The 25,946-nt window shown below is 69.9% G+C and carries 21 protein-coding genes; 13 read left to right on the top strand and 8 right to left on the bottom strand.

All coding sequences use genetic code 11. From position 1 onward, the window contains the following. Positions 1-234 precede the first annotated feature (234 nt). The 4 genes from FHW73_RS08260 to FHW73_RS08245 form a co-directional block, all read right to left on the bottom strand. The gene (locus FHW73_RS08260; RefSeq protein WP_183426224.1) at positions 235-2,283 is read right to left on the bottom strand and encodes an NADPH-dependent 2,4-dienoyl-CoA reductase; all 2,049 of its coding nucleotides are present in this window, start codon (positions 2,281-2,283) and stop codon (positions 235-237) included. Positions 2,284-2,420: 137 nt separating this feature from the next. Continuing rightward, complete coding sequence (locus FHW73_RS08255; RefSeq protein ID WP_183426223.1) at positions 2,421-3,440, bottom strand: zinc-binding alcohol dehydrogenase family protein; 1,020 nt, start codon at positions 3,438-3,440, stop codon at positions 2,421-2,423. After that, positions 3,437-4,495, bottom strand: a complete 1,059-nt coding sequence (locus FHW73_RS08250; RefSeq protein WP_183426222.1) for an aldo/keto reductase — start codon at positions 4,493-4,495, stop codon at positions 3,437-3,439. The genes FHW73_RS08255 and FHW73_RS08250 overlap by 4 nt, the downstream gene beginning before the upstream one ends. 42 nt (positions 4,496-4,537) lie before the next feature. Continuing rightward, positions 4,538-5,734, bottom strand: a complete 1,197-nt coding sequence (locus FHW73_RS08245) for an MFS transporter (RefSeq protein WP_183426221.1) — start codon at positions 5,732-5,734, stop codon at positions 4,538-4,540. A gap of 99 nt (positions 5,735-5,833) precedes the next feature. Between FHW73_RS08245 and FHW73_RS08240 the strand changes: the two genes are divergently transcribed. The 4 genes from FHW73_RS08240 to FHW73_RS08225 all read left to right on the top strand — a co-directional run bounded on the left by FHW73_RS08240 (position 5,834) and on the right by FHW73_RS08225 (position 9,721). After that, the gene (locus FHW73_RS08240; protein ID WP_183426220.1) at positions 5,834-6,778 is read left to right on the top strand and encodes a LysR family transcriptional regulator; all 945 of its coding nucleotides are present in this window, start codon (positions 5,834-5,836) and stop codon (positions 6,776-6,778) included. Positions 6,779-7,022: 244 nt separating this feature from the next. Further along, positions 7,023-8,096, top strand: coding sequence for an OmpA family protein (locus tag FHW73_RS08235; RefSeq protein ID WP_183426219.1), 1,074 nt, complete (start codon positions 7,023-7,025; stop codon positions 8,094-8,096). A 294-nt stretch (positions 8,097-8,390) separates the two neighbouring features. After that, positions 8,391-8,870: a hypothetical protein gene (locus tag FHW73_RS08230; RefSeq protein WP_183426218.1), complete on the top strand. Its 480-nt coding sequence runs from the start codon at positions 8,391-8,393 to the stop codon at positions 8,868-8,870. Then, a complete protein-coding gene (locus FHW73_RS08225) occupies positions 8,867-9,721 on the top strand; it encodes a pseudouridine synthase (protein WP_183426217.1) in 855 nt (284 codons plus the stop codon). The genes FHW73_RS08230 and FHW73_RS08225 overlap by 4 nt, the downstream gene beginning before the upstream one ends. Before the next feature lie 31 nt (positions 9,722-9,752). On the opposite strand, the gene kbl is transcribed toward FHW73_RS08225, so the two are convergent. Next, positions 9,753-10,946: a glycine C-acetyltransferase gene (gene kbl / locus FHW73_RS08220; RefSeq protein ID WP_183426216.1), complete on the bottom strand. Its 1,194-nt coding sequence runs from the start codon at positions 10,944-10,946 to the stop codon at positions 9,753-9,755. A gap of 108 nt (positions 10,947-11,054) precedes the next feature. Continuing rightward, positions 11,055-12,089, bottom strand: coding sequence for an L-threonine 3-dehydrogenase (gene tdh / locus FHW73_RS08215; RefSeq protein ID WP_183426215.1), 1,035 nt, complete (start codon positions 12,087-12,089; stop codon positions 11,055-11,057). Positions 12,090-12,345: 256 nt separating this feature from the next. Between tdh and FHW73_RS08210 the strand changes: the two genes are divergently transcribed. The 7 genes from FHW73_RS08210 to FHW73_RS08180 all read left to right on the top strand — a co-directional run bounded on the left by FHW73_RS08210 (position 12,346) and on the right by FHW73_RS08180 (position 20,632). Beyond that, complete coding sequence (locus tag FHW73_RS08210; protein ID WP_183426285.1) at positions 12,346-14,430, top strand: S46 family peptidase; 2,085 nt, start codon at positions 12,346-12,348, stop codon at positions 14,428-14,430. A 125-nt stretch (positions 14,431-14,555) separates the two neighbouring features. Further along, positions 14,556-15,164 (top strand): hypothetical protein, encoded by a 609-nt coding sequence (locus FHW73_RS08205; protein WP_183426214.1) that lies wholly within the window; start codon positions 14,556-14,558, stop codon positions 15,162-15,164. 139 nt (positions 15,165-15,303) lie between these two features. Then, positions 15,304-15,948 carry a histidine phosphatase family protein gene (locus FHW73_RS08200; protein WP_183426213.1) on the top strand — a complete coding sequence of 215 codons (645 nt, stop codon included), beginning with the start codon at positions 15,304-15,306 and terminating at the stop codon, positions 15,946-15,948. Beyond that, on the top strand, positions 15,945-17,219 hold the full coding sequence (gene folC / locus FHW73_RS08195; protein WP_183426212.1) for a bifunctional tetrahydrofolate synthase/dihydrofolate synthase: 1,275 nt from the start codon (positions 15,945-15,947) through the stop codon (positions 17,217-17,219). Before FHW73_RS08200 ends, folC begins: the two co-directional genes overlap by 4 nt. Positions 17,220-17,276: 57 nt before the next feature. After that, on the top strand, positions 17,277-18,266 hold the full coding sequence (locus FHW73_RS08190) for an SPOR domain-containing protein (RefSeq protein WP_183426211.1): 990 nt from the start codon (positions 17,277-17,279) through the stop codon (positions 18,264-18,266). Between the two features lie 75 nt (positions 18,267-18,341). Next, entirely contained in the window at positions 18,342-19,808 is a 1,467-nt protein-coding gene (gene purF, locus FHW73_RS08185) for an amidophosphoribosyltransferase (protein ID WP_183426210.1), read from the top strand. An 8-nt stretch (positions 19,809-19,816) separates the two neighbouring features. Next, positions 19,817-20,632 (top strand): ferritin-like domain-containing protein, encoded by an 816-nt coding sequence (locus FHW73_RS08180; RefSeq protein ID WP_183426284.1) that lies wholly within the window; start codon positions 19,817-19,819, stop codon positions 20,630-20,632. Between the two features lie 15 nt (positions 20,633-20,647). Here FHW73_RS08180 and lpxH read toward each other — a convergent pair whose 3' ends face one another. Next, on the bottom strand, positions 20,648-21,382 hold the full coding sequence (gene lpxH, locus FHW73_RS08175) for a UDP-2,3-diacylglucosamine diphosphatase (RefSeq protein WP_183426209.1): 735 nt from the start codon (positions 21,380-21,382) through the stop codon (positions 20,648-20,650). A 95-nt stretch (positions 21,383-21,477) separates the two neighbouring features. Here lpxH and gltX point away from each other — a divergent pair, with 95 nt between their 5' ends. Then, a complete protein-coding gene (gltX, locus tag FHW73_RS08170; protein WP_183426208.1) occupies positions 21,478-22,881 on the top strand; it encodes a glutamate--tRNA ligase in 1,404 nt (467 codons plus the stop codon). 128 nt (positions 22,882-23,009) lie between these two features. Continuing rightward, positions 23,010-23,507 (top strand): transcriptional repressor, encoded by a 498-nt coding sequence (locus FHW73_RS08165; RefSeq protein ID WP_183426207.1) that lies wholly within the window; start codon positions 23,010-23,012, stop codon positions 23,505-23,507. A gap of 142 nt (positions 23,508-23,649) precedes the next feature. Here the strand turns inward: FHW73_RS08165 and FHW73_RS08160 are convergent, their stop codons facing one another. Further along, positions 23,650-25,887 carry a TonB-dependent receptor gene (locus FHW73_RS08160; RefSeq protein ID WP_183426206.1) on the bottom strand — a complete coding sequence of 746 codons (2,238 nt, stop codon included), beginning with the start codon at positions 25,885-25,887 and terminating at the stop codon, positions 23,650-23,652. Between the last annotated feature and the right edge of the window lie 59 nt (positions 25,888-25,946).

The following is a 25,946-nucleotide window of genomic DNA, read 5'->3' as shown; positions in this document are numbered from 1 at the left end:
GGAAACGGCCAAAATGGGCTCGTATTCAGTTCAAGGCGGGATCACCAGCGGGATCGCGTAGCACGTGGCTTTATGAATATCTGTTCAGTTTCATTGCGATGTCGCGGTGCAGGGAGGGCCCACATTCAGTCCGGCGCATCGGCGCACCTGTTTTGAGCAACGACCTGCGGTGCAACCGCCAGCGTCCGCCAGCCGGCAGTGCCGAGCGGAATGCGGCGCCATCGCGCAGGTGCGCTACAGGCGCGCCGCCAGCGCGCTGGCCTGGGCGATCGCGCGCTTGGCGTCGAGTTCGGCAGCCACGTCCGCGCCGCCGACCAGATGCACGACACGTCCGGCCGCCTGCAATGCGTCCAGCAGGTCCCGTCGCGGCTCCTGGCCCGCGCACACCACCACGTGATCGACCGGCAGCAGCTGTTCGCTGTCGTCCACCCGGATGCGCAGGCCCGCGTCATCGACACCCAGATACGCGACCCCGCCCAGCATCTGGACGCCCTTGGCCTTCAGCGTGCTGCGGTGGATCCAGCCGGTGGTCTTGCCGAGCCGGGCGCCCGGGCGTCCGGGACTGCGTTGCAGCAGCCAGACCTCGCGCGCTGGCGGCGACGGTGCGGCCGTGACCAGGCCGCCCGGTCGCTCGAAACTCGGGTCCACGCCCCATTCGCGCATCCACGCCGCCGGATCGAGGCTGGGCGACGGGCCGTGGCCCTCGACCAGGAACTCGCCGACATCGAAGCCGATGCCGCCGGCACCGATGATCGCCACCCGCGCACCCGGCACGACTCGACCCTCGAGCACATCGACATAGCCGACCACCTTGGGGTGGTCGTGTCCGGGGATGTCGATCGCGCGCGGGCGTACGCCGGTCGCGAGCACGACGACATCGAAGCCGGCGAGGTCGTCCGCCGTCACCGGGGTCGAGAGCCGCAGGTCGACTCCGGTCTCGGCGATGCGCTGGCCGAAGTAGCGCAGCGTCTCGTTGAATTCCTCCTTGCCGGGAATGCGCCGCGCCAGGTTGAACTGGCCGCCGATCGCATCGGCCGCGTCGAACAGCACCACGCGGTGGCCGCGCTGGGCGGCGACCGTCGCACACGCCAGCCCGGCCGGGCCGGCGCCGACCACTGCGATACGCAGCGGCGCGGCCGCCGGGAAGTAATTGAGCTCGGTCTCCGCGCACGCGCGCGGATTGACCAGGCAACTGGCGGTGCGGTTCGCGAACACGTGGTCCAGGCACGCCTGGTTGCAGGCGATACAGGTATTGATGCGTGCGGGTGTGCCGGCCCGTGCCTTGGCGACCCAGTGCGGGTCGGCCAGCAGCGGCCGCGCCATCGACACCATGTCCGCGCCGCCGGCGGCGAGCACGCGCTCGGCGACGTCGGGCATGTTGATGCGGTTGGTCGCGACCAGTGGCAGCTTCACATGCGGGCGCAGTTTGGCGGTCACGCCGGCGAAGGCCGCACGCGGGACCGAGGTCGCGATCGTCGGTACCCGCGCCTCGTGCCAGCCGATCCCGGTGTTGAGCAGCGTTGCGCCGGCGGCCTCGATCGCGCGCGCCTGCTGCACGATCTCGTCCCAGCCCGAGCCGTCCGGCACCAGTTCAAGCATCGACAGACGGTAGATCAGGATGAAGTCGTGTCCAGCGGCCTCGCGCACGCGGCGCACGATCTCGGTCGCAAAGCGCATGCGTTGCAGCACATCGCCGCCCCAGCGGTCCTGGCGACGATTGGTACGCGCGCTCAGGAACTGGTTGATCAGATAGCCCTCGCTGCCCATGATCTCGACGCCGTCGTAGCCGGCCTCGCGCGCGAGCTTGGCGGCGTGGGCATAGGCGTCGATCGTACGTTCGACCCCGCGTGCGCGCAGCGCCCGGGGCGTGAACGGATTGATCGGGGCTTTCAGGCGGCTCGGCGCAACCTGCAGCGGGTGGTAGGCGTAACGGCCGGCATGCAGCAGCTGCAAGCAGATCTTCGCGTCATGGGCATGCACCGCGTCGGTGACCGGGCGATGGCGCCGCGTCTCCCATCGCCACGACAGCTTGCCGCCGAACGGCTTGAGCCAGCCGGCGATGTCGGGCGAAAAGCCACCGGTGACGATCAGCGCCACACCGCCTTCCGCGCGCTCGGCGAAGTAGCGCGCCAGCTTCGGGAAGTCGGCGGCGCGATCCTCCAGGCCGGTGTGCATCGAGCCCATCAGCACCCGGTTGCGCAGCGTCGTGAAGCCGAGGTCGAGCGGGGCGAGCAGATGCGGATAGAGCGTGGGGTCGGCGGGCTGGCCCATGACTGGCGACATGACCTGGATACGCTGGCGTATGGATGCCGCAGGGTGCCGCGACCGGCGCCGCGGCGCAAGCGCCGCGGTTTCTCAGGTGCAGGCCGGACGAGGCCGGCCGGTCCCCAGCGCCCGGGGCTGGGCGCCGGCGATCGCGATCAGCGCCAGCCGGCGACGGCGACCTTGCCGATGGTCGCGCCCGACTCGAGCAGCCGGTGCGCTTCGCGCAGGGTGTCGGCATCGATCGGCGAGAGCGTGCGGCCGAGCGTACCCCGCAACTGCCCGGCGTCGACGAGCGCGGCAACGCGCGCGAGGATGCGGCCCTGCGCCTCCATGTCGGCGGTGCGGAAACGCGGCCGCGCGAACATGAATTCCCAATGGATGCCGATGCACTTGGCCTTGTAGGGATCGCCGATCTTCAACGCGCCGGCCGGTTCGACGATCAGGCCGACATGCCCCTGCGGCGCGAGCAGTTCGCCCAGCGCGTCCCAGTAGCGATCGGTGTCGGCAAGATTGAGCGCCGCGTCGACCTGGGTGTAGCCGAGCGTCTGCAACTGCGGCGCCAGCGGCTGGCGGTGATCGATGACATGGTCGGCGCCGAGGTCCCGGCACCAGGCGATGCTGTCCTCGCGCGAGGCGGTGGCGATCACAGTGAAACCGGCGAGCTTGGCCAACTGGATCGCGATCGAACCCACGCCACCGGCACCGGCGATCACCAGCAGTGTCTTGCCCGCGCCGCCGTCCTCGAAGGCGTAGGGCATGCGTTCGAACAGTAGTTCCCAGGCGGTGATCGCGGTCAGCGGCAGGGCGGCGGCCTGGGCGAAGTCCAGCGTGTCGGGCTTGCGCGCGACCAGCCGCGCATCGACCAGTTGGAACTGCGCATTGCTGCCGGGGCGCGTGACATCGCCGGCGTAGTAGACCGCGTCGCCGATCGAGAACCCGCTGACCTGATCACCGACCGCGTCGACCACGCCGGCCGCGTCGTAGCCGAGCACGCGATGCGGTGCGCCTTCGGGCAACGGCGCGCGACGCAGTTTGGTGTCGACTGGATTGACCCCGACCGCCTCGATGCGCACGCGCAGGTCGTGCGGGCCGGGCGCTGGAATGTCGAGCTCGAGTTCGACCAGCGCGTGCGGATCGTCGATCGGCAGCGGGCGGGTGGTGGCGATGGCTTTCATGCGGGACTCTCCTGATCGGGGGCGGGGACTGGCGCCGGGCTGCGCTCGGCGAACTGCCCGTTCCAGTAAGGGTAGTAGGGATAGGGCGTCGGCACCGCGCTCGCGGCATCCAACTGCGCCATGTGCACCGGGTCCAGCGACCAGTCGGCCGCGCCCAGGTTCTCGCGCAACTGCGCCTCGTTGCGCGCGCCCACCAGCACCGTCGAGACCCCGGGGCGCTGCAGCAGCCAGTTCAGCGCGATCTGCGGCACGCTGCGCCCGGTATCGGCGGCGACCTCATCGAGCGCGTCGACGATCCGGTACAGCCGCGCGTCGTCGACCGGCGGGGCGAAGGCGGCGGTCGCGTGCAGCCGGCTGGTCGTCGGCAGCGGCTGGCCGCGACGGATCCGGCCGGTCAGCCGGCCCCACGCCAGCGGGCTCCACACCACGGCGCCGACGCCCTGGTCGAGGCCGAGTGGCATCAGCTCCCATTCGTAGTCGCGACCGGCCAGCGAGTAATACGCCTGGTGCGCGACATAGCGCGTCAGTCCGTCGCGGTCGGCGATCGCCAGTGCCTTCATCAACTGCCAGCCGGCGTGGTTGGACGCGCCGAGGTAGCGCACCTTGCCGGCACGGACCAGGCCGTCGAGCGTCGACAGCGTTTCCTCCAGCGGCGTCATCGCATCGAACGCGTGCAACTGCAGCAGGTCGATGTGGTCGGTATCGAGCCGGCGCAATGCGCTGTCGACGGCGGCGAGCAGATGGGTGCGCGAGGCGCCGACCGCATTCGCATCCGCGCCCACCCGCAGGCCGACCTTGGTCGACAGCAGCACCCGGTCGCGTCGACCGCGGATCGCCGCGCCGAGGATCGTCTCCGATGCGCCGTCGGAGTAGGCGTCTGCGGTATCGAAGAAGTTGGCGCCGGCATCAAGGCACAGGTCGACGAGGCGACGCGCCTGTACGGCGTCGGTGTCGCCCCAGGCGCCGAACAGCGGGCCGCGGCCGCCGAAGGTGCCGACGCCGAAGCCGAGCACGGGAACGCGCAGGCCGGAGCGGCCGAGGAAGCGGGTGTCCATGGGAATGTCCTTGGGAGATGAGGAAGGCGATGCCGCAGCACGTCAGCAGGGCTGGATGGCGGCCGGGCGTACGCGGCGGAGCGCGAGTGCCGACACGGCGACACCGGCCAGCGTGATCAGCGCCCCGGCCGTGCCCAACCGCGCCAGGCCGCCGCCATGGCCGACGACGAGGCCGCCGAGCCAGGCGCCCGCTGCATTGCCGAGGTTGAACGCGCCGATGTTGAGGCTCGAGGCGAGGTTGCGGCCGTCGTCGCCGGCGCGTTGCAGCACCCAGGCCTGCAGCGGCGCGACGGTCGCGAACGCGGCGACGCCGAGCAGGCCGGTGGCGACCACCATCGCCGGCGCCTGGTGCATTGCTGCGCCGAGCAGTGCAAGTACGGCGGCGAGCGCGAGCAGCGTCGCCGGGATCGCGGCCGTCGGTGCGCGATCGGCGAACCGGCCGCCGAGCAGGTTGCCGGCGATCATGCCGACCCCGAACACCAGCAGCACCGGTGAGACCGCACGATCGGGCAAGCCGCTCACCTGGACCAGGACCGGCTGGATGAAGGTGTAAACCGTGAACACGCCGGCATAGCCCAGCGTCGTCGTCAGCAGGCCGAGCATGACCGGGGGGCGCGACACCGCTGCGAGCGCACGGCGGACGCTGCCGGCTGCGCTGGTCGCGCGGTCGGCCGGCACCAGCAGCGCGATCACCATGGTCGCCAGTCCCCCGATCGCGGTCACCGCCCAGAACGTGGCACGCCAGCCCGCATGCAGGCCCAGCCACGCGCCGGCCGGCACGCCGAGCAGGGTGGCGACGGTCAGACCGGTGAACATCACCGAGATCGCGCGCGCGCGCCGTTCCGCCGGGACCAGGCCCGCGGCGACCACCGCGCCGACGCCGAAGAAGGTGCCGTGGGCGAGCGAGGTGATCACGCGCGCGGCCATGAGCCAGCCGTAGTCGGGTGCCAGCGCGCAGGCCAGGTTGCCGAGCGTGAACACCATCATCAGGCCGATCAGCACCGCCTTGCGCGGCAGCCGGTCGGTCGCGAGCGTGAGCAGCGGCGCGCCGACGAACACGCCCAGCGCATAGCCGGAGATCAACAGGCCGGCTGCGGGCAGGCTCACCTGCAGATCGGCCGCGACCTGGCGCAGCAGGCCCATGATCACGAATTCGGTGGTGCCGATGCCGAATGCGCCTGCGGTCAGCGCATACAGCGCTGCTGGCGTGCGGGAGGACGGAGCGCAAGAGCGGGGCATGGTCGCGACCGGTGCGGGAGGGCGGCCATTCTCGAAAGCGACGATCCGGAGGAACAGGTTTAGGATCGACAATCACTTTCAAGCGGATATTGAAGATCGATGACCCGGCTCGATGACATCGCCCTGTTCCTGCGCGTGCTCGATCTGGGCTCGATCAGCGCGGCCGCGCGCGCTCTGGACCTGTCGCCGGCCGTGGCCAGCCAGCGCCTCAAGCGCCTGGAGAGCGCGCTCGGCGTGCGGCTGCTGCATCGGACCACGCGCCGGCTGCATCCCACCGCCGAGGGCCGCGCGCTGGCCTTGGGTGGGCGCGCGCTGGTCGACGATCTCGACAGCCTCGCCGCAGGTCTGCGCGAAAGCGGCGGGCGCGGGATTGCGGGCACGTTGCGGGTGACGATGTCGGCCTCGTTCGGGCGCCAGCACGTCTCACCGCTGTTGCCGAGGTTTCTGGCCCGGCATCCCGCGCTGCGGCTGAGCGTGCACATGAGCGACCAACTGGTCGATCTGGTCCGGGAGGGCTTCGACCTGGCGATCCGGATCGGCGAACTGGACGACTCGCGCCTGGTCGCACGCCCGATCGCCGCCAACGAGCGCGTGCTCGTCGCCTCGCCCGACTACCTGCATCGGCGCGGTCACCCGCGCGTGCCGGCCGACCTGGCCGATCACGCGTGCCTGCTGCTGGTCGGTAGCCGCGGGCGCCAGGACCACTGGCCATTGCTCGACCGCGATGGCGTCCGCACCGAGGTCGCGGTGTCGGGGCGCATGGAAAGCACGCTGGGCGAGATCCTGCGCGACGCTGCGCTGGCAGGCGAGGGCATCGCGATGCATTCGGTGTGGCATGTCGCCGACGATCTGCGTGCGGGGCGGCTGGTCCGCGTGCTGCCGGGATACGCCCCGCCAACGACCGGTATCCATGCCGTCATGCCCGAGCGCCGGCTGGTGCCGCCGCGCACGCGCGCATTCGTGGATTTCCTGGTCGAGGAGCTGGGCCGCTCGCCGCCCTGGGCGGCCGCTGCGGAGTACGCCGCGGCGCTGGATACCGAGTAAGCGTTAAGCGCGTCTTGACGCCACGACGACGTCGAATCCAGACAATGCGCGCCGTTGGGAGTTCCCGCCATAGCCCAAGGCTGGATGAACGGTAAGGCGTCGTTCTGTTGGAATCTTTCAACCGTTAGCTTAGTGTTAACGACGCCTTCACACAGCTGACTTTAGGCTATGTCCAAGGCGTGTGCGTTTGACGCCTCAAACCGATGCCATGACGCATTCCCCCTAGAACAGGAGCTGATACAACATGAATAAGAAACTCCTCTGCGCCGCGCTGCTCGGCGGCCTCGGCTTGGTGCAGGCCGCCAATGCCCAGGAGTTCGACGACCGCTGGTATCTGACCGGCTCCGTCGGCTACAACTTCCAGGCCGAAGATCGCCGCACCGACGACACCCCGTTCGGCACCATCGGTTTCGGTCGTTTCATCAGCCCGAACTGGTCGATCGACGGTGAGCTGAACTATCAGAACCCCGGTTTCGACAGCAGCGTCGAGGGTGCGAACCCCGACCTGAACTGGAGCCAGTACGGCGCCTCGATCGACTTCCGTTACCACTTCATCTCCGAAGGCCGTGGTTGGAACCCCTACCTGCTCGCAGGTGTCGGCTACCAGCGTTCGGAAGAAGAGTTCAACGCGTTCCCGAGCCCGAACTCGCCTGGCGAGCGTAAGGACGGCAACTTCGCTGCCAAGGTCGGTGCCGGTCTGCAGACCACCTTCGACAAGCGCGTCGCCGTGCGCGCCGAAATCGCCTACCGCGCTGATTTCGACGACAGCAGCATCGCCGCCAACGGTTCGCGTGACTGGGCCGGCTATCCGCACAACGCCAACGAGAGCTACTTCGGCGACGTGCTGGCCTCGGTCGGTGTTGTGGTGCCGCTCGGCCCGCCGCCGGCGCCTCCGGCTCCCCCGGCTCCGCCGCCGCCGCCGCCGGCTCCCGCCCCGGCTCCGCCGCCGCCGGCTCCGATCACCATCGATCTGAACGGCGTGAACTTCGACTTCGATCGTTCGACGCTGCGTCCTGACGCGGTGGCGATCCTGAACGAGGCCGTCGAGATCCTGCGTCGCTACCCCGAGCTGCGCGTTGAAGTTGCAGGCCACACCGACTCGAAGGGTACGGATGCCTACAACCAGCGCCTGTCGGAGCGCCGTGCGAAGGCCGTGTACGACTTCCTGACCAGCAACGGCATCACCGCCGATCGCCTGGTGGGTCCGGTCGGCTACGGCGAGAGCCGTCCGATTGCGCCGAACACCAACCCGGATGGTTCGGACAACCCGGAAGGCCGTGCGCGCAACCGCCGCACCGAGCTGAACGTCCAGAACTAATTCTGGCGCCAGCGAAGCAACACGAAGAAGCCCGGCTGATGCCGGGCTTCTTTTTTGCGTTTTGCGAGCAGAGCGATGTTTGCGTGTGGTCGTTCCGATTGTGGCATCGACATCCAGGCATGAGGTGCACCAGCTGGGTGGAGGACACGATTGCTGGCCGGGGTTTGGATGACGTGAAGAAGCCGGCCAACAGCGACGTCGATGCATGAATAGGCGGATCCAGAAATTTCCCTTGTCGGACGGTAACTTGGCGCATACACTTCAGGCCAATTCGACTCCCGGGATCCTTTGCCCATGCGCGCTATCGTGTTGACGACCCTGTTGGCCCTTCCGCTCGCAGGTCACGCGGCAGAATGCGCCGATCTCGACACCCGCGCCGCGCGCCCGCTGCAGACCACGGCCCTAATGCCGCTGTCGCCGGAACTGGCCGCGCCCAGCTATCGGCTCGGGACCACCGCTGTGCTTTCGCGCGCCTACGACGACGCGCAGTCGGTCGACCAGGTGCTGCTGCGCATGGAGATCGCGCGCTGCCAGAACGTCGCCATGGCGGCAGCCGCTGCTGGCGTTGTCAGCCCGGGCGATCCGGCGGCCTACGTCAAGCAGACCGAGTTCGACAACACGCCGTATCGATTCAATATGACCCAGGGCGGCAAGCGCATGACCGCCGACGATTTCGACGCCTGGCTCAAGGCCAATGGCTACAGCGTCGGGCGTCGCGTCGATCCCAATGCACCGGTGGAAGCGGCCGCGACGCCGGCGACGCCGAGCGAATGACCGACCGTCCCCGACGTGTCGATGATGACGGCCCGCGCAAGCGGGCCGTTCGTCCTTCTGGCAGCGACGGACCGAGCCGTGGCAGCCGAGCGCCGCGAGCGCAGGCGGCGCCGCGCTATGGCGTGGCGCGCATTCTGTCCAAACGCGGGCTGTGCTCGCGCAGCGAAGCCGAGCGTTGGGCGCGCGAGGGGCGCGTGCGTGTGGCCGGTCGTGTGATCCGCGATCCCGAACATCCGGTTGCGCTCGACGAAGCACGCATCGTGGTCGATGGCGTGACCATGGCGGCGACGGCGCATCGCTATCTGATGCTCAACAAGCCGCGGGGTCTGGTGACGACCGCCCACGACGAACGCGGGCGCGACACCGTCTACCGGTGTTTCGACGGTGCCGGGCTGGGATGGATCGCGCCGGTCGGCCGACTCGACAAGGCCAGCGAGGGCCTGTTGCTGTTCACCAGCGACCCGGCATGGGCGGCGGCGATCGCCGACCCCGAGCGCGGCCCCAGCAAGACCTATCACGTGCAGATCGATACGCGGCCCAACGCCGCGCTGCTGGCCGGCCTGCATGCCGGCATCGAAGACGCCGGCCAGCATCTGCGTGCCGCGTCCGCGCGGATGCTGCGGGAGGGCGGGCGCAACGCGTGGCTGGAGATCGTGCTCGACGAAGGCCGCAACCGCCAGATCCGCCGGCTGCTGGCCGCGCACGAGGTCGGCGTGCTGCGGCTGGTGCGTGTCGCGATCGGGCGCGTGGGCCTGGGCGAACTGGCCAAGGGCGCGTGGCGCGAACTCGCGCCCCACGAAGTCGAACGTCTGGCGCCGCGCTCGGCGCCCGCGGCCGTCAAGCCGGTCTAGTGACGGCGAGGCGCCAGACGCGCGCCGCGGCTCAGGCCGGCAACACGCCCAGTTCGCGGCCGATGCGGGTGAACGCGTCGATCGCCTGGTCCAGATGCGCACGCGTGTGCGCGGCACTGATCTGGGTGCGGATCCGGGCCTGGTCCTTGGGCACTACCGGGAAGAAGAACCCGATCGCGTAGATGCCTTCCTCGAGCAAGCGCTCTGCAAAGCGCTGCGCCAGCTTGGCGTCGTAGAGCATGACCGGGCTGATCGGATGGGTGCCGGGGCGCAGGTCGAAACCGGCCGCGGTCATCTGCTCGCGGAAATAGCGGGTGTTCTCCACCAGGCGTTCGCGCAGTTCGCCGGCCGCGTCCAGCATCTCGAAGGCCTTGATGCCGGCGGCGACCACGTGCGGCGGCAGCGAGTTGGAGAACAGGTAGGGACGCGAGCGCTGGCGCAGCAGTTCGATGACCTCCGCCTTGGCGGTCGTAAAGCCGCCCAGCGCGCCGCCCATCGCCTTGCCGAGCGTGCCGGTGATGATGTCGATCTTCTCCAGTACGCCCTTGACCTCGGCCGAGCCGCGGCCGGTGGCGCCGAGGAAGCCGGTCGCATGGCATTCGTCGATGTGCACCAGCGCGTCGTACTTCTGCGCCAAGGCGGTGATCTCGTCGAGCGGCGCGATGAAGCCGTCCATCGAGAACACGCCATCGGTGGTGATCAGGATGGTCTTCGCGCCGTCGGCGCGCGCCTGCTTGAGCTGCGCCTCCAGGTCGGCCATGTCGCAGTTGGCGTAGCGGTAGCGCTTGGCCTTGCACAGCCGCACGCCGTCGATGATCGAGGCGTGGTTGAGCGCGTCGCTGATGATCGCGTCGTCCTCGCCGAGCAGGGGCTCGAACAGCCCGCCGTTGGCATCGAAGCAGGCGGCATAGAGGATCGTGTCCTGCTTGCCGAAGAACTCGGCGATGGTCCTCTCGAGTTGTTTGTGCAGGTCCTGCGTGCCGCAGATGAAGCGCACCGAGGCCATGCCGAAGCCGTGGGTGTCGAGCGCATCCTTGGCCGCGGCGATGATCTCCGGGTGGTCGGCCAGGCCCAGGTAGTTGTTGGCGCAGAAGTTCAGCACCGTGCGCCCGTCGGCCAGCGTGATCTGCGCCGACTGCGGGCCGGTGATCACGCGTTCGGACTTGAACAGGCCGGCGTCACGGATCTCGTCGAGGGTGTCGGCGTAGCGCTGGGTAGTGGACATGGCGGCGTTCCGGAAGGCGAAGGCCGCATTCTACTTGGCCGCGCGTGCCGGCCCGGACGGCCGGCGAGGCGTGGGGGCCATTGACCGCCCGCGGGCGGGGCGCCGCTCTCAAGTCCAGTTGAGGACGACCTTGCCCGACTTGCCCGATTCCATCAGGTCGAAACCCTTCTGGAACTCATCGACCGGCAACTGGTGGCTGAGCACCTTGCCCAGCGGAAAGCCCGACAGCACCAACTGGGTCATCTTGTACCAGGTCTCGTACATCTTCCGGCCGTAGATGCCTTGGACGGTCAGGCCCTTGAAGATGATCCGGTCCCAATCGATGCCCGCGCCCTTGGGCAGCAGGCCGAGCAGGGCGACCTTGCCGCCGTGGTACATGCAGTCGAGCATGTCGTTGAACGCGCGCGGGTTGCCGCTCATCTCCAGGCCGACGTCGAAGCCCTCCATGTGCAGGTCGGCCATGACATCCTTGAGCGAGGTGTTGCTGACGTTCACCACGCGCGTGGCGCCCATGTCGGCGGCCAGCTTCAGGCGGTAGTCGTTGACGTCGGTGACCACGACGTTGCGCGCGCCGATGTGTTTGCAGATGCCCGCGGCCATCACGCCTATCGGGCCGGCGCCAGTGATCAGCACGTCCTCGCCGACGACGTCGAACTCCAGCGCGCAATGCGCGGCGTTGCCGTAGGGGTCGAAGAATGCCGCCAGCTCGGACGGGATCTGGTCGGGGATCGGCCACAGGTTGGTGGCCGGCATCGCGATGTACTCGGCGAACGCGCCATCGCGGGTCACGCCGATGCCGACGGTGTTCGGGCACAGGTGCGGCTTGCCGGCGCGGCAGTTGCGGCAGTGGCCGCACACCAGGTGGCCCTCGGCCGACACGCGCTGGCCGACCGTGTAGCCGGTCACCGCCGACCCCAGTTCGACAATGCGGCCCACGAACTCGTGGCCGATGACCAGGCCGGGCTTGATGGTGCGCTGGCTCCACTCGTCCCACAGGTAGATGTGCAGGTCGGTGCCGCAGATTGCGGTCTTCTCGAGTTTGATGAGCACGTCGTTCGGGCCCGGGGCTGGCACCGGCACCTCTTCCATCCAGATGCCTTTGGTGGCTTCGCGCTTGACCAGCGCCTTCATCGTCCGGGTCATCGTCGTCGTGCCTGCTGGCAGAAAAGAGCCGCGATTATACGGGCCGGATGATGACCGCCCCTGCTGCACCGCATCGTCGCCGGGGGCGCCATCGGAGCCGGCGGCCGGGGCCAGGGGTTGGCCCCGCGGCGGCGCCACGTTCTAGACTTGGCGCCCCGAAACGACCGACAGGACCACCATGCGCCATCCGCTTCTGGCCGCGACGCTGCTGGGCGTCTTCCTCAGCTGCAGTCACTCGTCCGTCGCCGGAGAGGGGATGTGGGTCCCGCAACAACTGCCCGAGATCTCGCCGGCGCTGCGCAAGGCGGGTCTGCGACTCGATGCCAACCGACTGGCGGACCTGACCGGCGACCCGCTGGGCGCGGTGGTGTCGCTGGGCGGCTGCACGGCCAGTTTCGTTTCACCGCAGGGGTTGGCGATCACCAATCACCACTGCGCCTACGGCGCGATCCAGCTCAATTCCACGCCCGAGAAGAACCTGATGCGCGACGGCTTCAACGCCGCAGCGCTGGGCGACGAGATCTCGGCCGGCCCCAACGCCCGCATCTACGCGCTCGACAGCATCCAGGACGTCACCGCCGAGGTGCGGGCGGCGATTGATGCAGCCGCCGACGGGCTGGGTCGGACCACGGCGTTGGATGCGATCGAGAAGTCGCTGGTTGCGCGCTGCGAGGCCGAGCCCGGCTACCGCTGCCGGCTCTACAGCTTTCTGGGCGGCAACAGTTACCGGTTGTTCCGCAATCTGGAAATCCGCGACGTGCGGCTGGTCTACGCGCCGGCCGGCGGCATCGGCAGCTTTGGCGGCGATGTCGACAACTGGATGTGGCCGCGCCATACCGGCGACTTCGCGTTCTACCGCGCCTACGTCGGTCGCGACGGGCGCCCGGCCGAGTACGCGCCCGACAACGTGCCGTACACCCCGCGGCGTTTCCTGCGCCTGGCCGACAAGTCGCTGCGCGAGGGCGATTTCGTGATGGTGGCCGGCTATCCGGGGCGCACCAGCCGATATGCATCGGCCGGCGAGTTCGCCGAGACCGTCGCCTGGCGCTATCCGCAGGTCAGCCGCCATTACCGTGCGCTGATCGATTTGGTCGAAGCGCAGGGCAAGCAGGACCCCGAGATCGAGGTGCGCTATGCCAGCGCGGTGCGCGGTTGGCAGAACACGCTGAAGAACTACGAGGGCCAGTTGCAGGGCTTCGAGCGCATCGGCGCGCTTGCCCGCAAGCAGGAGGAAGCGGCCGCCGTCCAGGCCTGGCTGCAGAGCCTCGGCGAGGCAGGGCGGCCGGCGCTCGAGGCGCAGGCGCGCATCGCCGCGCTCGAGGCCCAGGCGCAGGCCACGCGTGAGCGCGACCTGGTGCTGTCGTTGCTCGACAACAGCGGCGTGCTGTCGACCGCGGTGCGCCTGTACCGGCTGGCGATCGAGAAGGAACGGCCCGACGCGATGCGCGAGCAGGGGTACCAGCAGCGCGATCTGCCGGTGATCGAGGGCAGCCTGCGACAGATGGACCGGCGCTATGTGCCGGCGATGGACCGCGCGCTGACCCGCTACGCCCTGCAGCAATACGTGCAGTTGCCGGCAGGCCAGCGAGTCGCAGCGATCGACCAGTTCCTGGGCGGCCGCGACGCGGCGGCGATCGAGCGCGCGCTCGATCGGCTCGAGCGCAGCCGCCTGGGCGACAGCGAGGAGCGCCTGAAGTGGTTTGCCGCCGACCGCCATGCATTCCTGCGCAGCAACGATCCCGCGCTGCAGTACGCGGCCGGGGTGGTCCCGGAGCTCGTGCGGATCGAACAGGAGGCCAAGGCGCGCGCCGGCGACCTGCTGGTGCTGCAGCCGACCGTCCTGCAGGCGGTTGCCGACTATCGCGCCAGTCGCGGCGAGGCGGTCTATCCGGACGCCAACTCCTCGCTGCGCATCACCTTCGGCAACGTCGTCGGCTACACCGACCGCGCAGGCCGTACGCAGACCCCGTTCACCCGCCTCGAGGAGATTCCGGCCAAGGCGACGGGGACCGAGCCGTTCGATGCGCCCAGGGCGCAGCTCGACGCGATCGCCGCCGGCCGCCACGGCGGTCTGGCCGACCGGCGCCTGCGCTCGGTGCCGGTGAATTTCCTGGCCGATCTCGACGTGACCGGCGGCAATTCCGGCTCGCCCGTCCTCGATGCCGACGGCCGGCTGACCGGGCTGCTGTTCGACATGACCTGGGACGCGGTGGTGTCGAACTGGGTGTTCGACCCGACGATGACGCGCACGATCTCGGTCGACCAGCGCTACATCCGCTGGGTGATGCAGGAGGTCGATCCGGCGCCGCGGCTGCTTCGGGAAATGGGCGCCGCGCGCTGAAGACGCGAAGGCTCTCCAGGCGGCCGACCGGCCGACTGCGTCGGCGGTCCGGCCTGGGACGATGGCGCGTGCGCAGCGCGCGACCGGCGGCCGCGCGATAGCACGGAAGATCAAGGCAACGAGTGATGCGCTCGTCTTCGACCATTCCCATCAAAGCCTTCACCCGCTGGCACCAGTGGTCGACCCCGCTGGGCTTCGTGCTGGCATCGACGGCCTTCGTCGGCATCGTGTTCGGGTTGAACCAGCCGCTGTTGGCGATCGGGGTGGCGGTCGTCGCGCTCGTTGTGCCGCCGCTGGTCGCCTTTCTGGGCTTTCCCACCCGCGACGACGTGCGGATCGAGTCGGACGGCCTCGTCTTTGCGCGCCGCGCGGCCGTGCGTTTCGCCGACATTGCCCAGTGGGGCACGGACGACTACCTGAAGCTGGTCCGACGCGGCGCGCCCACCGTCCTGGTGAGCGCGCTCGACGGGCCAGGACGGGATCGCCTGCTCGGGGAGTTCCAGGCCGCGTTCGGGGCCTGGCAGGCGCGCCGCCCCGTGGTCGAACGCGCGGCCGTGCGCACGCATTTCTATGGCGGCGCGCGGGGGCGGCTGGTGGGGGTGCTGATCCTGGCGCTCGGGATCACCTGCGTGGTGATGGCGTTGCGGTTGCGCGAACCGAGCGCCGCGCTCGCCTTCACCGGTGGCCTGGGCGGTCTGTTCGGCTTGGTCATGCTGCTCGGAAGACGGGGCTGAGCGCTGCGCGTCGCCGCGGGTTGCGGCACGATCGCCTGCGCATTCCGAGTGCCGGGCGTGCGCGTGGTGCCCGCCTCGGCGGGTAGACTGTCGCGCCGCGCCCAGCCGTGCAGGCGCGCCGCATTGTCGAGGACCGCGCATGAGAATCCTGCTTGCCCGCCATGGCGAAACGCCGTGGAACGCCGAAGGCCGCTACCAGGGGCAGGAAGATATCCCGCTCTCGCCGGTCGGCGAGCGCCAGGCGACCTTGCTCGGTGCGCGGCTGGCGGATGTCCGCATCGACCGGGCGGTCAGCTCGCCGCTGTCGCGGGCCAACCGCACCGCGCGTCTGGCCCTGGGCGTGGATCGCGCCTCCCTGCTGACCACCGATCCCGGCCTGGCCGAGATCGCGCACGGCACCTGGGAGGGCTTGCTCGCGGCCGAGATCGGCGAGCGCGACCCCGAGCGTCTGGCAGCGTGGCGCGACGCGCCCGACACGGTGCAGATGCCGGGCGGCGAATCGCTGCAGCAGGTGCTCGATCGTGCGTGGCCGGCGTTCGCACGCGCGCTCGCAGGCCTGGGCCCGGACGACACCGCCCTGATCGTCGCGCATGACGCGGTCAACCGGGTGATCCTGTGCCGCGTGCTCGGCCTGCCGCTCGCGCGGCTGTGGACCTTCCGCCAGGCGCCGACCACGCTCAATCTGCTCGAAGGGCCCGATGTCGATCGTCTCGACGTGGTCCGTCTGAACGATTGCGCGCACCACACCGCGTTCTTCGGCGAGGCGGTCCACCGCGCGCTATGACCGCATCCGCATCGCTCGCCGACTGGCTGGCGCGCCTGGAAGCGCGGCATCCGGTCGAGGTGGAACTGGGGCTGGAGCGCGTCGCCGCGGTCCATGCGCGACTCGACTGCGGTCGACCGGCCACGCACGTCATCACCGTGGCCGGGACCAACGGCAAGGGCTCGACGGTCGCCTTGATCGAGGCCGCGGCACGCGCGGCCGGTTGGCGCGTGGGCGCCTACACCTCGCCGCACCTGCTGGCCTACAACGAGCGCGTGCGCATCGACGGCACCGATGCCGACGATGCCGCGCTGGTGGCGGCGTTCGAGGCGATCGAGGCGGTGCGCGGCGACACGCCGCTGACCTACTTCGAGACCGGCACGCTGGCCGCACTGTGGCTGTTCGCGCGCGCGAAGCTGGACCTGGCGATCCTCGAAGTCGGGCTCGGCGGTCGCTTGGATGCGGTCAACCTGGTCGATGCCGATGTTGCGGTCGTCACCACGGTCGATCTCGATCATCAGGACTGGCTGGGTCACGACCGCGAGGCGATCGGCCTGGAGAAGGCCGGCATCGCGCGCCCTTGGCGGCCCCTGGTGCTCGGCGATGACGACCCGCCGGCGAGCGTACTGCGGCATGCCTACCGGATCGGCGCGGTCGCGATCCGCGCCGGCAGCGATTTCCTGTTCGCGCCTGCGAGCGAAGGGCGCTGGACCTGGCGCGAGGTCGGCTATGAAATCGACCTGCCGTTGCCGGCGCTGGCCGCGCCCGTGCAACTGCGCAACGCTGCCGTCGCGGTGGCGGCCCTGCGCGCGCTCGACGCTGACGTGCCCGATGCCGCGCTCGCGGCGGGGATCGCCGATGCGCACATCGCCGCGCGCTTGCAACGGTTCGAGCAGGCTGGGGTCGAGCTCGTCGTCGATGTCGCGCACAACCCGCAGGCCGCCCAGGCGCTGGCGCAGTGGCTGGGCGGCGCGCCCGTCGAAGGCCGGACGTGGGCGGTCTATGCCGCACTGGCCGACAAGGATGCGACCGGCGTCGTCGCGGCGCTGGCGCCCGCGGTCGACGGCTGGTGGCTGGCAGGGCTTGCCGACGCCGGTGCGCGCAGCCAATCGGCCGAGGCGCTGCGTGCGCGGCTGGCAGGCACCGCCGCCGAGCACGCCACGGTGGCTGCCGATGTGGGCGGCGCGCTGGCGGCGGTGCTGGCGCAGGCGCGGCCGGGCGATCGGGTCCTGGTGTTCGGCTCGTTCCATACCGCTGCGGCCGCGCTCGCGCGGTTGCAGGGCCCGGGTTAAGGCCCCGATGGCCCCGGTGCGTATAATCGCCGCGTTCCCTCCGCCTGCGCCCTCTGCATGACGCCTGGACTCAAACAGCGCCTGATCGGTGCCGCCGTGTTGATCGCGTTGGCGGTGATCTTCCTGCCGATGCTGGTCAAGGGCCCGGCGCCCGCGAGCGGCCTGCCCGACATGCCGCTCGAGCTGCCGGACGCGCCGAACGGGCAGTACAAGACCGTCGACCTGCCGCTGGTCGCGCCGTCGCCGGCCCCGGCAGGCGGCGTGCTCGCCGAGGGCGCCCCGCGGACGCCTGCCGCGCCGGCGACAGTCGCCGCGCCGAGCCCGGGCGACGCGCTGCCGACCGTGGAGACTGGCGCGCAGACCGAACCGCTGCCGCCGACCACCGCCGGTGGCGGTTACGCCGTGCATTACGGCGCGTTCGCCACCGAGGCCGATGCCGAGGCGATCCTGCGCCAGCTCCGTCAGTCGTCGCTGACCGGTTATCGCGAAGCGTTCACGCTCAACGGGCGGCCGGCGCAACGCGTGCGGCTGGGGCCGTACGCAAGCCGCGCCGAAGCCGAGATCGTGCGGTTGCGCGCGGCGCAGGTGCGCGACGACGTCAACCCGCGCGTGGTCGCGCTCGATGCCGCCGCTGCGGCGCCGGCGCCGGCGCAGACGCAGCCGCCTGCATCGACGCCGTCGCCGGCGCGCCCGACGCCTGCGACGCCGCCGCCGGCCGAGCCGACGCGCACCGCGCAGACGCCGCCCCCGGCCGCGAAGCCGGCGCCTGCCGCGACGCCTGCGCCGGCACCGGCTCCGGCGCGTACGGCCGATGTGGGCTTCGTGGTGCAGCTTGGCGCCTTCAGCCAGGCCGCCGAGGCCGAGCGTCTGCGCGATCGCCTGCGCAGCGCCGGCATCACCGCGTTCACTGACAGCGTCACCACCGACAAGGGACGGCTGACCCGGGTCAAGGCCGGTCCGGTCGCCAGCCGCGGCGAGGCCGACCAGCTCAAGGCGCAGGTGCGCGCCAAGGTGGGGATCGACGGCCTGGTGCGGTCGCACCCCTGAGGCCAGGGCCAAACGGGATCTTTCCCCTCTTCTTTCAATGGCGCGCGCCGCGCGCCCAGCAGGACTGGAATCGCCATGTGCGGGATCGTCGGGATCGTCGGAACCTCCGAAGTCGCGGGTGCGCTGTATGACGGCCTGACCGTGCTGCAGCATCGCGGGCAGGATGCGGCAGGCATCGCCACTGCCAATGGCACCGCGCTGCGTGTGCACAAGGGCAATGGCCTGGTGCGCGACGTGTTCGATGCCAAGACGATGGCGCTGTTGCGCGGTCGTGTCGGCATCGCCCACTGCCGCTATCCGACCGCGGGCAGCGAAGGCAGCGACGAGGCGCAGCCGTTCTACGTCAACTCGCCGTTCGGCATCGCGCTTGCGCACAACGGCAACCTGGTCAACACCGACCAGTTGCGCCAGCAGGTGTTCGAGACCGACCGCCGCAACGTCAATACCGAGTCCGACTCGGAAGTGCTGCTCAACGTGTTCGCGCACGAGCTCGACCGCGAGAAGGCATTGACCCCCGAGGCCGCGTTCCGCGCGATCGAAGGCGTCAATCGACGTGCGCGTGGCGGCTACGCGGTCGTGGCGACCGTGCTGGGTCTGGGCCTGGTCGCGTTCCGCGATCCGCACGGCATCCGTCCGCTGGTGCTCGGCCGCCGACAGAGCGAGGAGGGCACCGAGTACGCGGTGGCGTCCGAATCGGTCGCGCTCGACATCCTCGGCTTCGAGCGGCTGCGCGACGTCGAGCCCGGCGAGGGCATCGTCGTCACCGCGCGCGGCGAGTTGCACCATCGCCAGTGCGCGCCGCAGCAGGCGCACGCGCCGTGCATCTTCGAGTACGTGTATTTCGCACGCCCCGACTCGATGATCGAGAACATCTCGGTGCACAAGGCGCGCATGCGCATGGGCGTGACCCTGGGCGAGAAGATCCTGCGGCTTCGCCCCGATCACGACATCGACACCGTGATCCCGATCCCCGATACCTCGCGCGACTCCGCGCTGGAGATCGCCAACGTGCTCGGCGTGAAGTACCGCGAGGGCTTCATCAAGAACCGCTACGTCGGCCGCACCTTCATCATGCCGGGGCAGGGCGAACGCGCGAAGTCGGTCAAGCGCAAGCTCAACCCGATCCCGCTCGAATTCCGCAACCGCGTCGTGCTGCTGGTCGACGATTCGATCGTGCGCGGCACCACGTCCAAGCAGATCGTGCAGATGGCGCGCGATGCCGGCGCCAAGAAGGTCTACCTGGCCTCTGCGGCGCCGCCGGTCCGTTATCCCAACATCTACGGCATCGACATGCCGTCGGTCGACGAACTGGTCGCGCACAACCGCACTGAGGCCGAGATCGAGGCGTTCCTGGGCTGCGACTGGCTGATCTACCAGGATCTGGCCGATCTCGAGGCCGCCGTCGCCGGGCCCAAGTTCCCCGACTTGCGCTTCGACAGCTCGTGCTTCAGCGGCGAGTACGTCACCGGTATCGAGCCGGGCTATTTCGAGCGACTGCGCCAGCTGCGCTCCGACGAGGCCAAGAACAAGCGCCGCGCGTGAGCGCGGCGGTGTCCGATGCGCCCGACCTGCTGGCCGCAGCGCGCCAATGTCTGGACGCGTGTGATCCCGATACGAAGGTCGCGCTGACCCGGCACCATGCCGCGCGGCAGCGTGCCGGGCGATTGCCGCTGCCCGCCTCACCGCCGCCGCCCGAGCCGATCCGCATGCCCGGCCGGCCGCCGCGTCCGCGTCTGGTGCATCCGCGCGAATTGCCGCGGCGTGGGCTGGGCAGCGACGAGGGGCGCGCGGCGTTTGTCCATGCGATCGCGCACATCGAGCTCAACGCGATCGACCTGGCCTGGGATGCGGTCTACCGCTTCCGCGGCCTGCCCGTTGCGTTCTATGCCGACTGGGTGGCGATTGCCGACGACGAGGCCCGGCATTTCGTGCTGCTGCGCGACCGCTTGCGGGCGTTCGGCCGCGACTACGGCGATTTCGACGCGCACAACGGACTGTGGGAGATGTGCGAGAAGACCGCGCACGACGGTCTGGCGCGCATGGCGCTGGTGCCGCGCGTGCTCGAAGCCCGCGGCCTCGACGTGACCCCCGGCATGATCGTCAAGCTGCGCGCACTCGGCGACGATGCGACCGCCGACATCCTCGAGATCATCCTGCGCGAGGAGATCCCGCATGTCGCAGCCGGCAGCCGGTGGTTTCGCTGGTACTGCGCGCGCGACGGCATCGACCCCGAACCCAGATTCCGCGAACTGCTGACCGACTACGCGCGCAGCGTGCTGCATGGTCCGTTCAATCTCGACGCCCGCGCCGCCGCCGGATTCAGCGCCGAGGAGCTCGCGGCCTTGCAGGCGGTCGCGCAAGGCTAGGGCAGCACCGGCTGTCTACAGCGCCGAAAGCTCGAAGCGGCCGTCGGCGCTTGCGCGCAGCACCGAGCCCTGTTCGAACCAGTCGCCGAGGACGATGCGGCGGCAGGCGCGCTCGGCCACCTGGAGCTCGTGGATCGCGGGGCGGTGGGTGTGGCCGTGGATCATCGTGTCGATGCCGTAGCGGACGAACCATTCGGCGACCGTGGCCGGCGCGACGTCGGTGATGCTCTCCATCGTGCCGGCCTCGCGCAGCGCGGCCGCGCGGGCCTGACTGGCATTGCGCGCCTGCTGCGCGAAGGCCAGCCGCGCGGCCAGCGGCTGGGCCAGCATCTGCGCCTGCCAGCGGGGGTCGCGGGTCTGGGCACGGATCGCCTGGTACTCGACATCGTCGGTGCACAGCAGGTCGCCGTGGGTCAGCAGCACCGGGCGGTCGTACAGCAGGATCACCGCCGGGTCGGGCAGGATCCGCAGGCCCGCGCGCTGCGCCCAGGCGTCGCCGACGAGGAAGTCGCGATTGCCATGCATGAAGGCCACCGGCACGCCGGCGTCCGACAGCGCGCGCAGGCGATCGGCGACCAGCGCGCCGGCTTCGGACGGATCGTCGTCGCCGACCCACGACTCGAACAGATCACCGAGTACGTACAGCGCCTGTGCCTGTCGCGCCTCGCCGTCGAGGAACGCGGCAAACAGCTCGGTGATCGCCGGACGCGCCGGGTCGAGGTGGAGGTCGGACAGGAAGTAGGTCGTCATCGCGCCATTGTAGAAGCCCGCCCGCCCCGCGGCGCGTCCCGGCGGCGGGGGCGGCACGGGTAGAATGCGCGGTTTCCCCGTTTCGAGCGTTCCGCATGAGCTGCCGTACCCGCTTCGCGCCCAGTCCCACCGGCTATCTGCACATCGGCGGCGCCCGCACCGCGCTGTATTGCTGGCTGGAAGCGCGCCGCCGCGGCGGGCAGTTCGTGCTCCGCATCGAGGACACCGACCGCGAACGCAGCACGCAGGCCGCGATCGACGCGATCCTGGAGGCAATGGACTGGCTCGGCCTGGACTACGACGAAGGCCCGATCTACCAGACCCATCGCCTCGACCGCTATCGCGAGGTCGCCGAGCAACTCGTCGCCGACGACAAGGCCTACTACGCCTACGAGTCGAAGGACGAGCTCGATGCCATGCGCGAGGCAGCGATGGCCCGCGGCGACAAGCCGCGCTACGACGGTGCCTATCGCGAGCGCGGTGAGCCGCGGCGCGAGGACCCGAACCGGGTGATCCGCCTGAAGAATCCGCTCGAAGGCACGGTCGTCTGGGACGACAAGGTCAAGGGGCGAATCGAGATCGCCAACAGCGAGCTCGACGATCTGGTGCTGTTCCGTCCGGACGGCTACGCGACTTACAACTTCGCCGTCGTGGTCGATGACCTCGATATGGGCATCACTGATGTCGTACGCGGCGACGACCACGTCAACAACACCCCACGGCAGATCAATATCTATCGCGCGCTCGGCGCGCAGCCACCGGCGTTCTCGCACCTGCCGATGATCCTCGACGAGCAGGGTGCCAAGCTTTCCAAGCGCACCGGCGCGGCCGATGTCATGCAGTACCGCGATGCCGGCTACCTGCCGCATGCGCTGCTCAACTACCTGGTGCGGCTGGGCTGGTCGCATGGCGATCAGGAGATCTTCTCGATCGACGAGATGCGCGCGCTGTTCGACCTCAAGGACGTGAACGCCAAGGCCTCGCGTCTGGATCCGGCCAAGCTCGGCTGGCTCAACCAGCAGTACCTGAAGTCCGACGAGCCGGCCGCGGTCGCCGCGCATCTGGACTGGCACCTGCGCCGCGATGGCTACGACCTGTCGATGGGTCCCGCGCCGGCCGATGTGGTGGTCGCGCTGCGCGACCGGGTGCAGACGCTCAAGGAAATGTCCGAGCGCGCGGCGGTCTGGTACCGCCCGTTGACCGAGTACGATGACAAGGCCGTGGCCAAGCACCTCAAGGCCGACGCGCGGGCGCCGCTGACCGACGCGCGTGCGCGCCTGGTGGCGTTGCCGGACTGGACGGCCGAAGCGATTGGCGCGGCCTTGCACGAGACCGCCGAGGCGCTCGGCTTAGGCATGGGCAAGGTCGCCCAGCCGATGCGAGTGGCGATCACCGGCACCCAGGTCAGCCCCGACATCGGGCACACGGTGTATCTGGCCGGCCGCGATGAGGCCCTGCGCCGCATCGAGGCCGCGATTGCGATGACCCCCGACGCCTGAGGGCGTCGAGGCACTCATCACGAAGCTGCACGCAAGGCGAATCGCGTGCCAATGCGCGACGGGGGCCGCGCCATCGCTCCCCGCGCGCCCGACTTGAGTCCGCGTCGCGGCACCGCCATCATCTACCGATGGGACAGATCAACGCCTGCACGGATCCGCATCATCACGTTGACGACGCCGCCGGTTTCGTCCGTGCCGTCGAACGCGCCTGCAATGAGCGGGGGCTGCGGCTGACGCCGATCCGGGGCCACGTGCTGGGCCTGATCGCCAAGGCCGGCAAGCCGCTGAAGGCTTACGACCTGCTCGATCAGGTCCGTGATGGCGGGGGGCCGGGCGCCGCGGCGCCGCCGACCGTGTATCGCGCGTTGGATTTCCTGCTGGCCAACGGCTTCATCCATAAGCTGCAGTCGGTCAATGCCTTCGTCGCCTGCCACCATCCGAGCACCGCGCAGCATTCGGTGCCGTTTCTGATCTGCGACCAGTGCCACAGTGCGGTGGAACTGGAGGACGAAGCGGTGGTCGCCTCGCTCGATGCGCGTGCCCGCACGCTGGGTTTCATGCCGCAGGCGCAGACGCTGGAGGTGCACGGTCTGTGCGCCCAGTGCGTGAACGGCGGCGCCCACTGAGCCACGACGGCCGATAGGCTGCCTGCCTGCATGCGCGGGCGCGATGCAGGACTGGATGGGCTGCAGCGCGCCGACTTGATGTCCCGCCCCGGCGAGCCGGGACGGGATCTGGGCACACGGTGCCGAGTGGGTCAGGACCGCGTCAGAAGTACACGCGGATGCCGCCGGCGATCGTGCGGCCGGGGAGCGGGGCGTAGTCGCGCAATAGCGAGGTGTGCGCACGCGCTTCCTGGTCGGTCAGGTTGCGACCGTCGAGGAACAGCTCCCACTGCGTCCCGTCGGCCTCGCCGACGCGCCAGGCGACGCCGGCGTTGACCAGGGTGTAGCCCGGGCTCGGATCCTCCAGTGCGGCCACGCGATCCTGCTTCTGATAGCGCACCGCGCCGACATTCGCGCGCCAGCCGCCAAGGCTCCAGTTGAGGTCGGCACCGATGCGCGCCGGTGCGATGCGCGGCAGGTTGCCGCCGAGCGGGATGTCGGCGTGGTAGTGGTGCGCATGGTCGCCGTGGGGCACATCGAAGTGCACGTGCCGGGTCCCGCTGCCGTCCAGCTCGGCGCGCACGACATCACCGAACACACGCAGGTCGAAGTCGCCCGCGTCCGATTCGACCAGGTGGAATTTCGCCTCGGCTTCGGCGCCGCGGAACGTCGCATCGCCCTGGGTCCACAGGCGCACCGGGAAGCCCTGCTCGGCGACGCCGGTGTCGGCCAGATAGGTGTAGCGGTCGAACCGCGTCTGGTAGACCGCGGCCTTGAGCTCGACCCCGCCGGTATGCGCATGCAGGCCCACCTCCAGACGCTGCCCGCGCTCGGTGCCCAGGTCCGCATCGCCGATCTCGATCGACCGGGTGGCGATATGCGGGCCGGCGGCGAACAGTTCCTCGTTGGTGGGCGCGCGTTCGGACATGTCGGCGCCCAGGCGCAGGTCGAAGACCTCCGACAGGTGCCAGATCGCCGCGCCCGACAGGCTGCTGGCGTCGAACTTGCGCGATGTCCCTGCCGCAGGGTCGATCTCGACCCGTTCGTGGCGGCCGCCGAACTCGAGCTTCACCGGCCCGAACTCCTTCTCCTGCACGACGAACAGCCCGAGTGTGTCGGTGACGCTCGGCGGCACGAATGCCTCTTCGCCGACGGCGCCGAAATCGACGTGGCCGACCTGGAGCCCGAATGCACCACGCCAGCCGGCGATCTCGTTCTGCACCGCTTCCAGCCGGGCCTCGGTGCCCTTGTTGGTGAAGCGCGTGGCCGCCAGGCCGCCCTCGAGCTCGACGTGTTCGTAATCGTTGTAGGCCGCGCGCAGGTTCACTGCGCTCAGGAACGGCAGCGGATCGTAGATGCCGCCCTTCAGGTCGAGACGGTTCTGCACCATGTCGATGCGCACCGAGCCGTGGTCGTGGCCTTCTTCGCCGTGGTCGTGATCGTGGTCGTCATGACCATGGTCGTGGTCGTGGCCATCGTCGTCGTGCCCATGCCCATGGTCGTCCTCGGCATGCACGTGCGCGCCGTCAGGCAGCCCGTAGTTGGTGCGATAGGTGCTGACCGCGAGCCCCAGATGGCCGCGCGTGCCGAACCAGGTCGCGCCGAGCGCGCCGGCGCGCGTGCGGATCGAGCTGTTGGGCAGGCGCCCGTAGGCGTTCTCGGCCTCGTGGTCGTGATCATGGTCGTCGTGGTCGCCGTGATCGTGGTCGCCCGGCACCTGCGCGTAGCCCGGGATGTCGAAGTCGCCGGTGTTGCGGACCAGGCCGTCGACATGCAGCACCAGGTTGTCGCCGTTGACGCCGTCGAGCCGGAACATGCCGCTGCGCTCGCCATTGCCGCTGGCCGCGCGCAGTTCCGCCCGGCCGCTGACCGGCCGGTCGGGCACCGCGCGGGCGATGCGGCCGTCGACGACATTGACCGCGCCGCCGACCGCGCCGCTGCCGTAGAGCAGGTTGGCCGGCCCCTTGAGCACCTCGATCTGGTCGGCGAGGAAGGGCTCGATGCTGACCGCATGGTCGGCGCTGACGGTCGAGGCATCCATGCTGCCGATGCCGCCGGACAGGATCTGCACGCGCGGGCCTTCCTGGCCGCGGATGATCGGGCGGCCGACACCGGTGCCGAAGAAGCCGCTCTGCACGCCGGGCAGGGCGGACACGGTGTCGCCCAGGTTGCCGGCCTTGCGGTCGTCCAGCGCGTCGCCATACAACACTTCAATGGGGTGCGCGAGATCCTCGGCGTCGCCGCCGAGCGGGGTTGCGGTGACCTGGACACGGTCAAGCGTGGTCGGGTGGGCATGGGTCTGGTTCTGCGCGAACGCCGCGGTGGCGGGCAGCAACAGGGCGATCGCGACGGTCAGACGGGCGCGGCGGGGCAGGCGGGGCGAGATGGGGAGGTCGTTCATGCGGATGGGGTACACTGGTGGCCAAGACACGGATGTTATAATGTTACATCGTCCTTCGT

Origin of the sequence: Luteimonas sp. RC10 (genome assembly GCF_014192745.1) — a bacterium.
Lineage (GTDB): Bacteria > Pseudomonadota > Gammaproteobacteria > Xanthomonadales > Xanthomonadaceae > Luteimonas.
The sequence above is the reverse complement of the archived record's forward strand: the minus strand, read 5'-3'. Positions and strand labels throughout refer to the sequence as shown.

Coding starts and splice junctions, on each gene's coding strand:
- FHW73_RS08230 (WP_183426218.1), top strand. CDS start 8,391: ATGCGCGCTATCGTGTTGACGACCCTGTTGGCCCTTCCGCTCGCAGGT.
- gltX (WP_183426208.1), top strand. CDS start 21,478: ATGAGCTGCCGTACCCGCTTCGCGCCCAGTCCCACCGGCTATCTGCAC.
- FHW73_RS08190 (WP_183426211.1), top strand. CDS start 17,277: ATGACGCCTGGACTCAAACAGCGCCTGATCGGTGCCGCCGTGTTGATC.
- FHW73_RS08240 (WP_183426220.1), top strand. CDS start 5,834: ATGACCCGGCTCGATGACATCGCCCTGTTCCTGCGCGTGCTCGATCTG.
- folC (WP_183426212.1), top strand. CDS start 15,945: ATGACCGCATCCGCATCGCTCGCCGACTGGCTGGCGCGCCTGGAAGCG.
- FHW73_RS08255 (WP_183426223.1), bottom strand. CDS start 3,440: ATGAAAGCCATCGCCACCACCCGCCCGCTGCCGATCGACGATCCGCAC.
- FHW73_RS08210 (WP_183426285.1), top strand. CDS start 12,346: ATGTGGGTCCCGCAACAACTGCCCGAGATCTCGCCGGCGCTGCGCAAG.
- FHW73_RS08165 (WP_183426207.1), top strand. CDS start 23,010: ATGGGACAGATCAACGCCTGCACGGATCCGCATCATCACGTTGACGAC.
- FHW73_RS08245 (WP_183426221.1), bottom strand. CDS start 5,734: ATGCCCCGCTCTTGCGCTCCGTCCTCCCGCACGCCAGCAGCGCTGTAT.
- FHW73_RS08205 (WP_183426214.1), top strand. CDS start 14,556: ATGCGCTCGTCTTCGACCATTCCCATCAAAGCCTTCACCCGCTGGCAC.
- FHW73_RS08160 (WP_183426206.1), bottom strand. CDS start 25,887: ATGAACGACCTCCCCATCTCGCCCCGCCTGCCCCGCCGCGCCCGTCTG.
- FHW73_RS08260 (WP_183426224.1), bottom strand. CDS start 2,283: ATGTCGCCAGTCATGGGCCAGCCCGCCGACCCCACGCTCTATCCGCAT.
- FHW73_RS08235 (WP_183426219.1), top strand. CDS start 7,023: ATGAATAAGAAACTCCTCTGCGCCGCGCTGCTCGGCGGCCTCGGCTTG.
- FHW73_RS08225 (WP_183426217.1), top strand. CDS start 8,867: ATGACCGACCGTCCCCGACGTGTCGATGATGACGGCCCGCGCAAGCGG.
- lpxH (WP_183426209.1), bottom strand. CDS start 21,382: ATGACGACCTACTTCCTGTCCGACCTCCACCTCGACCCGGCGCGTCCG.
- FHW73_RS08250 (WP_183426222.1), bottom strand. CDS start 4,495: ATGGACACCCGCTTCCTCGGCCGCTCCGGCCTGCGCGTTCCCGTGCTC.
- tdh (WP_183426215.1), bottom strand. CDS start 12,089: ATGACCCGGACGATGAAGGCGCTGGTCAAGCGCGAAGCCACCAAAGGC.
- purF (WP_183426210.1), top strand. CDS start 18,342: ATGTGCGGGATCGTCGGGATCGTCGGAACCTCCGAAGTCGCGGGTGCG.
- FHW73_RS08200 (WP_183426213.1), top strand. CDS start 15,304: ATGAGAATCCTGCTTGCCCGCCATGGCGAAACGCCGTGGAACGCCGAA.
- kbl (WP_183426216.1), bottom strand. CDS start 10,946: ATGTCCACTACCCAGCGCTACGCCGACACCCTCGACGAGATCCGTGAC.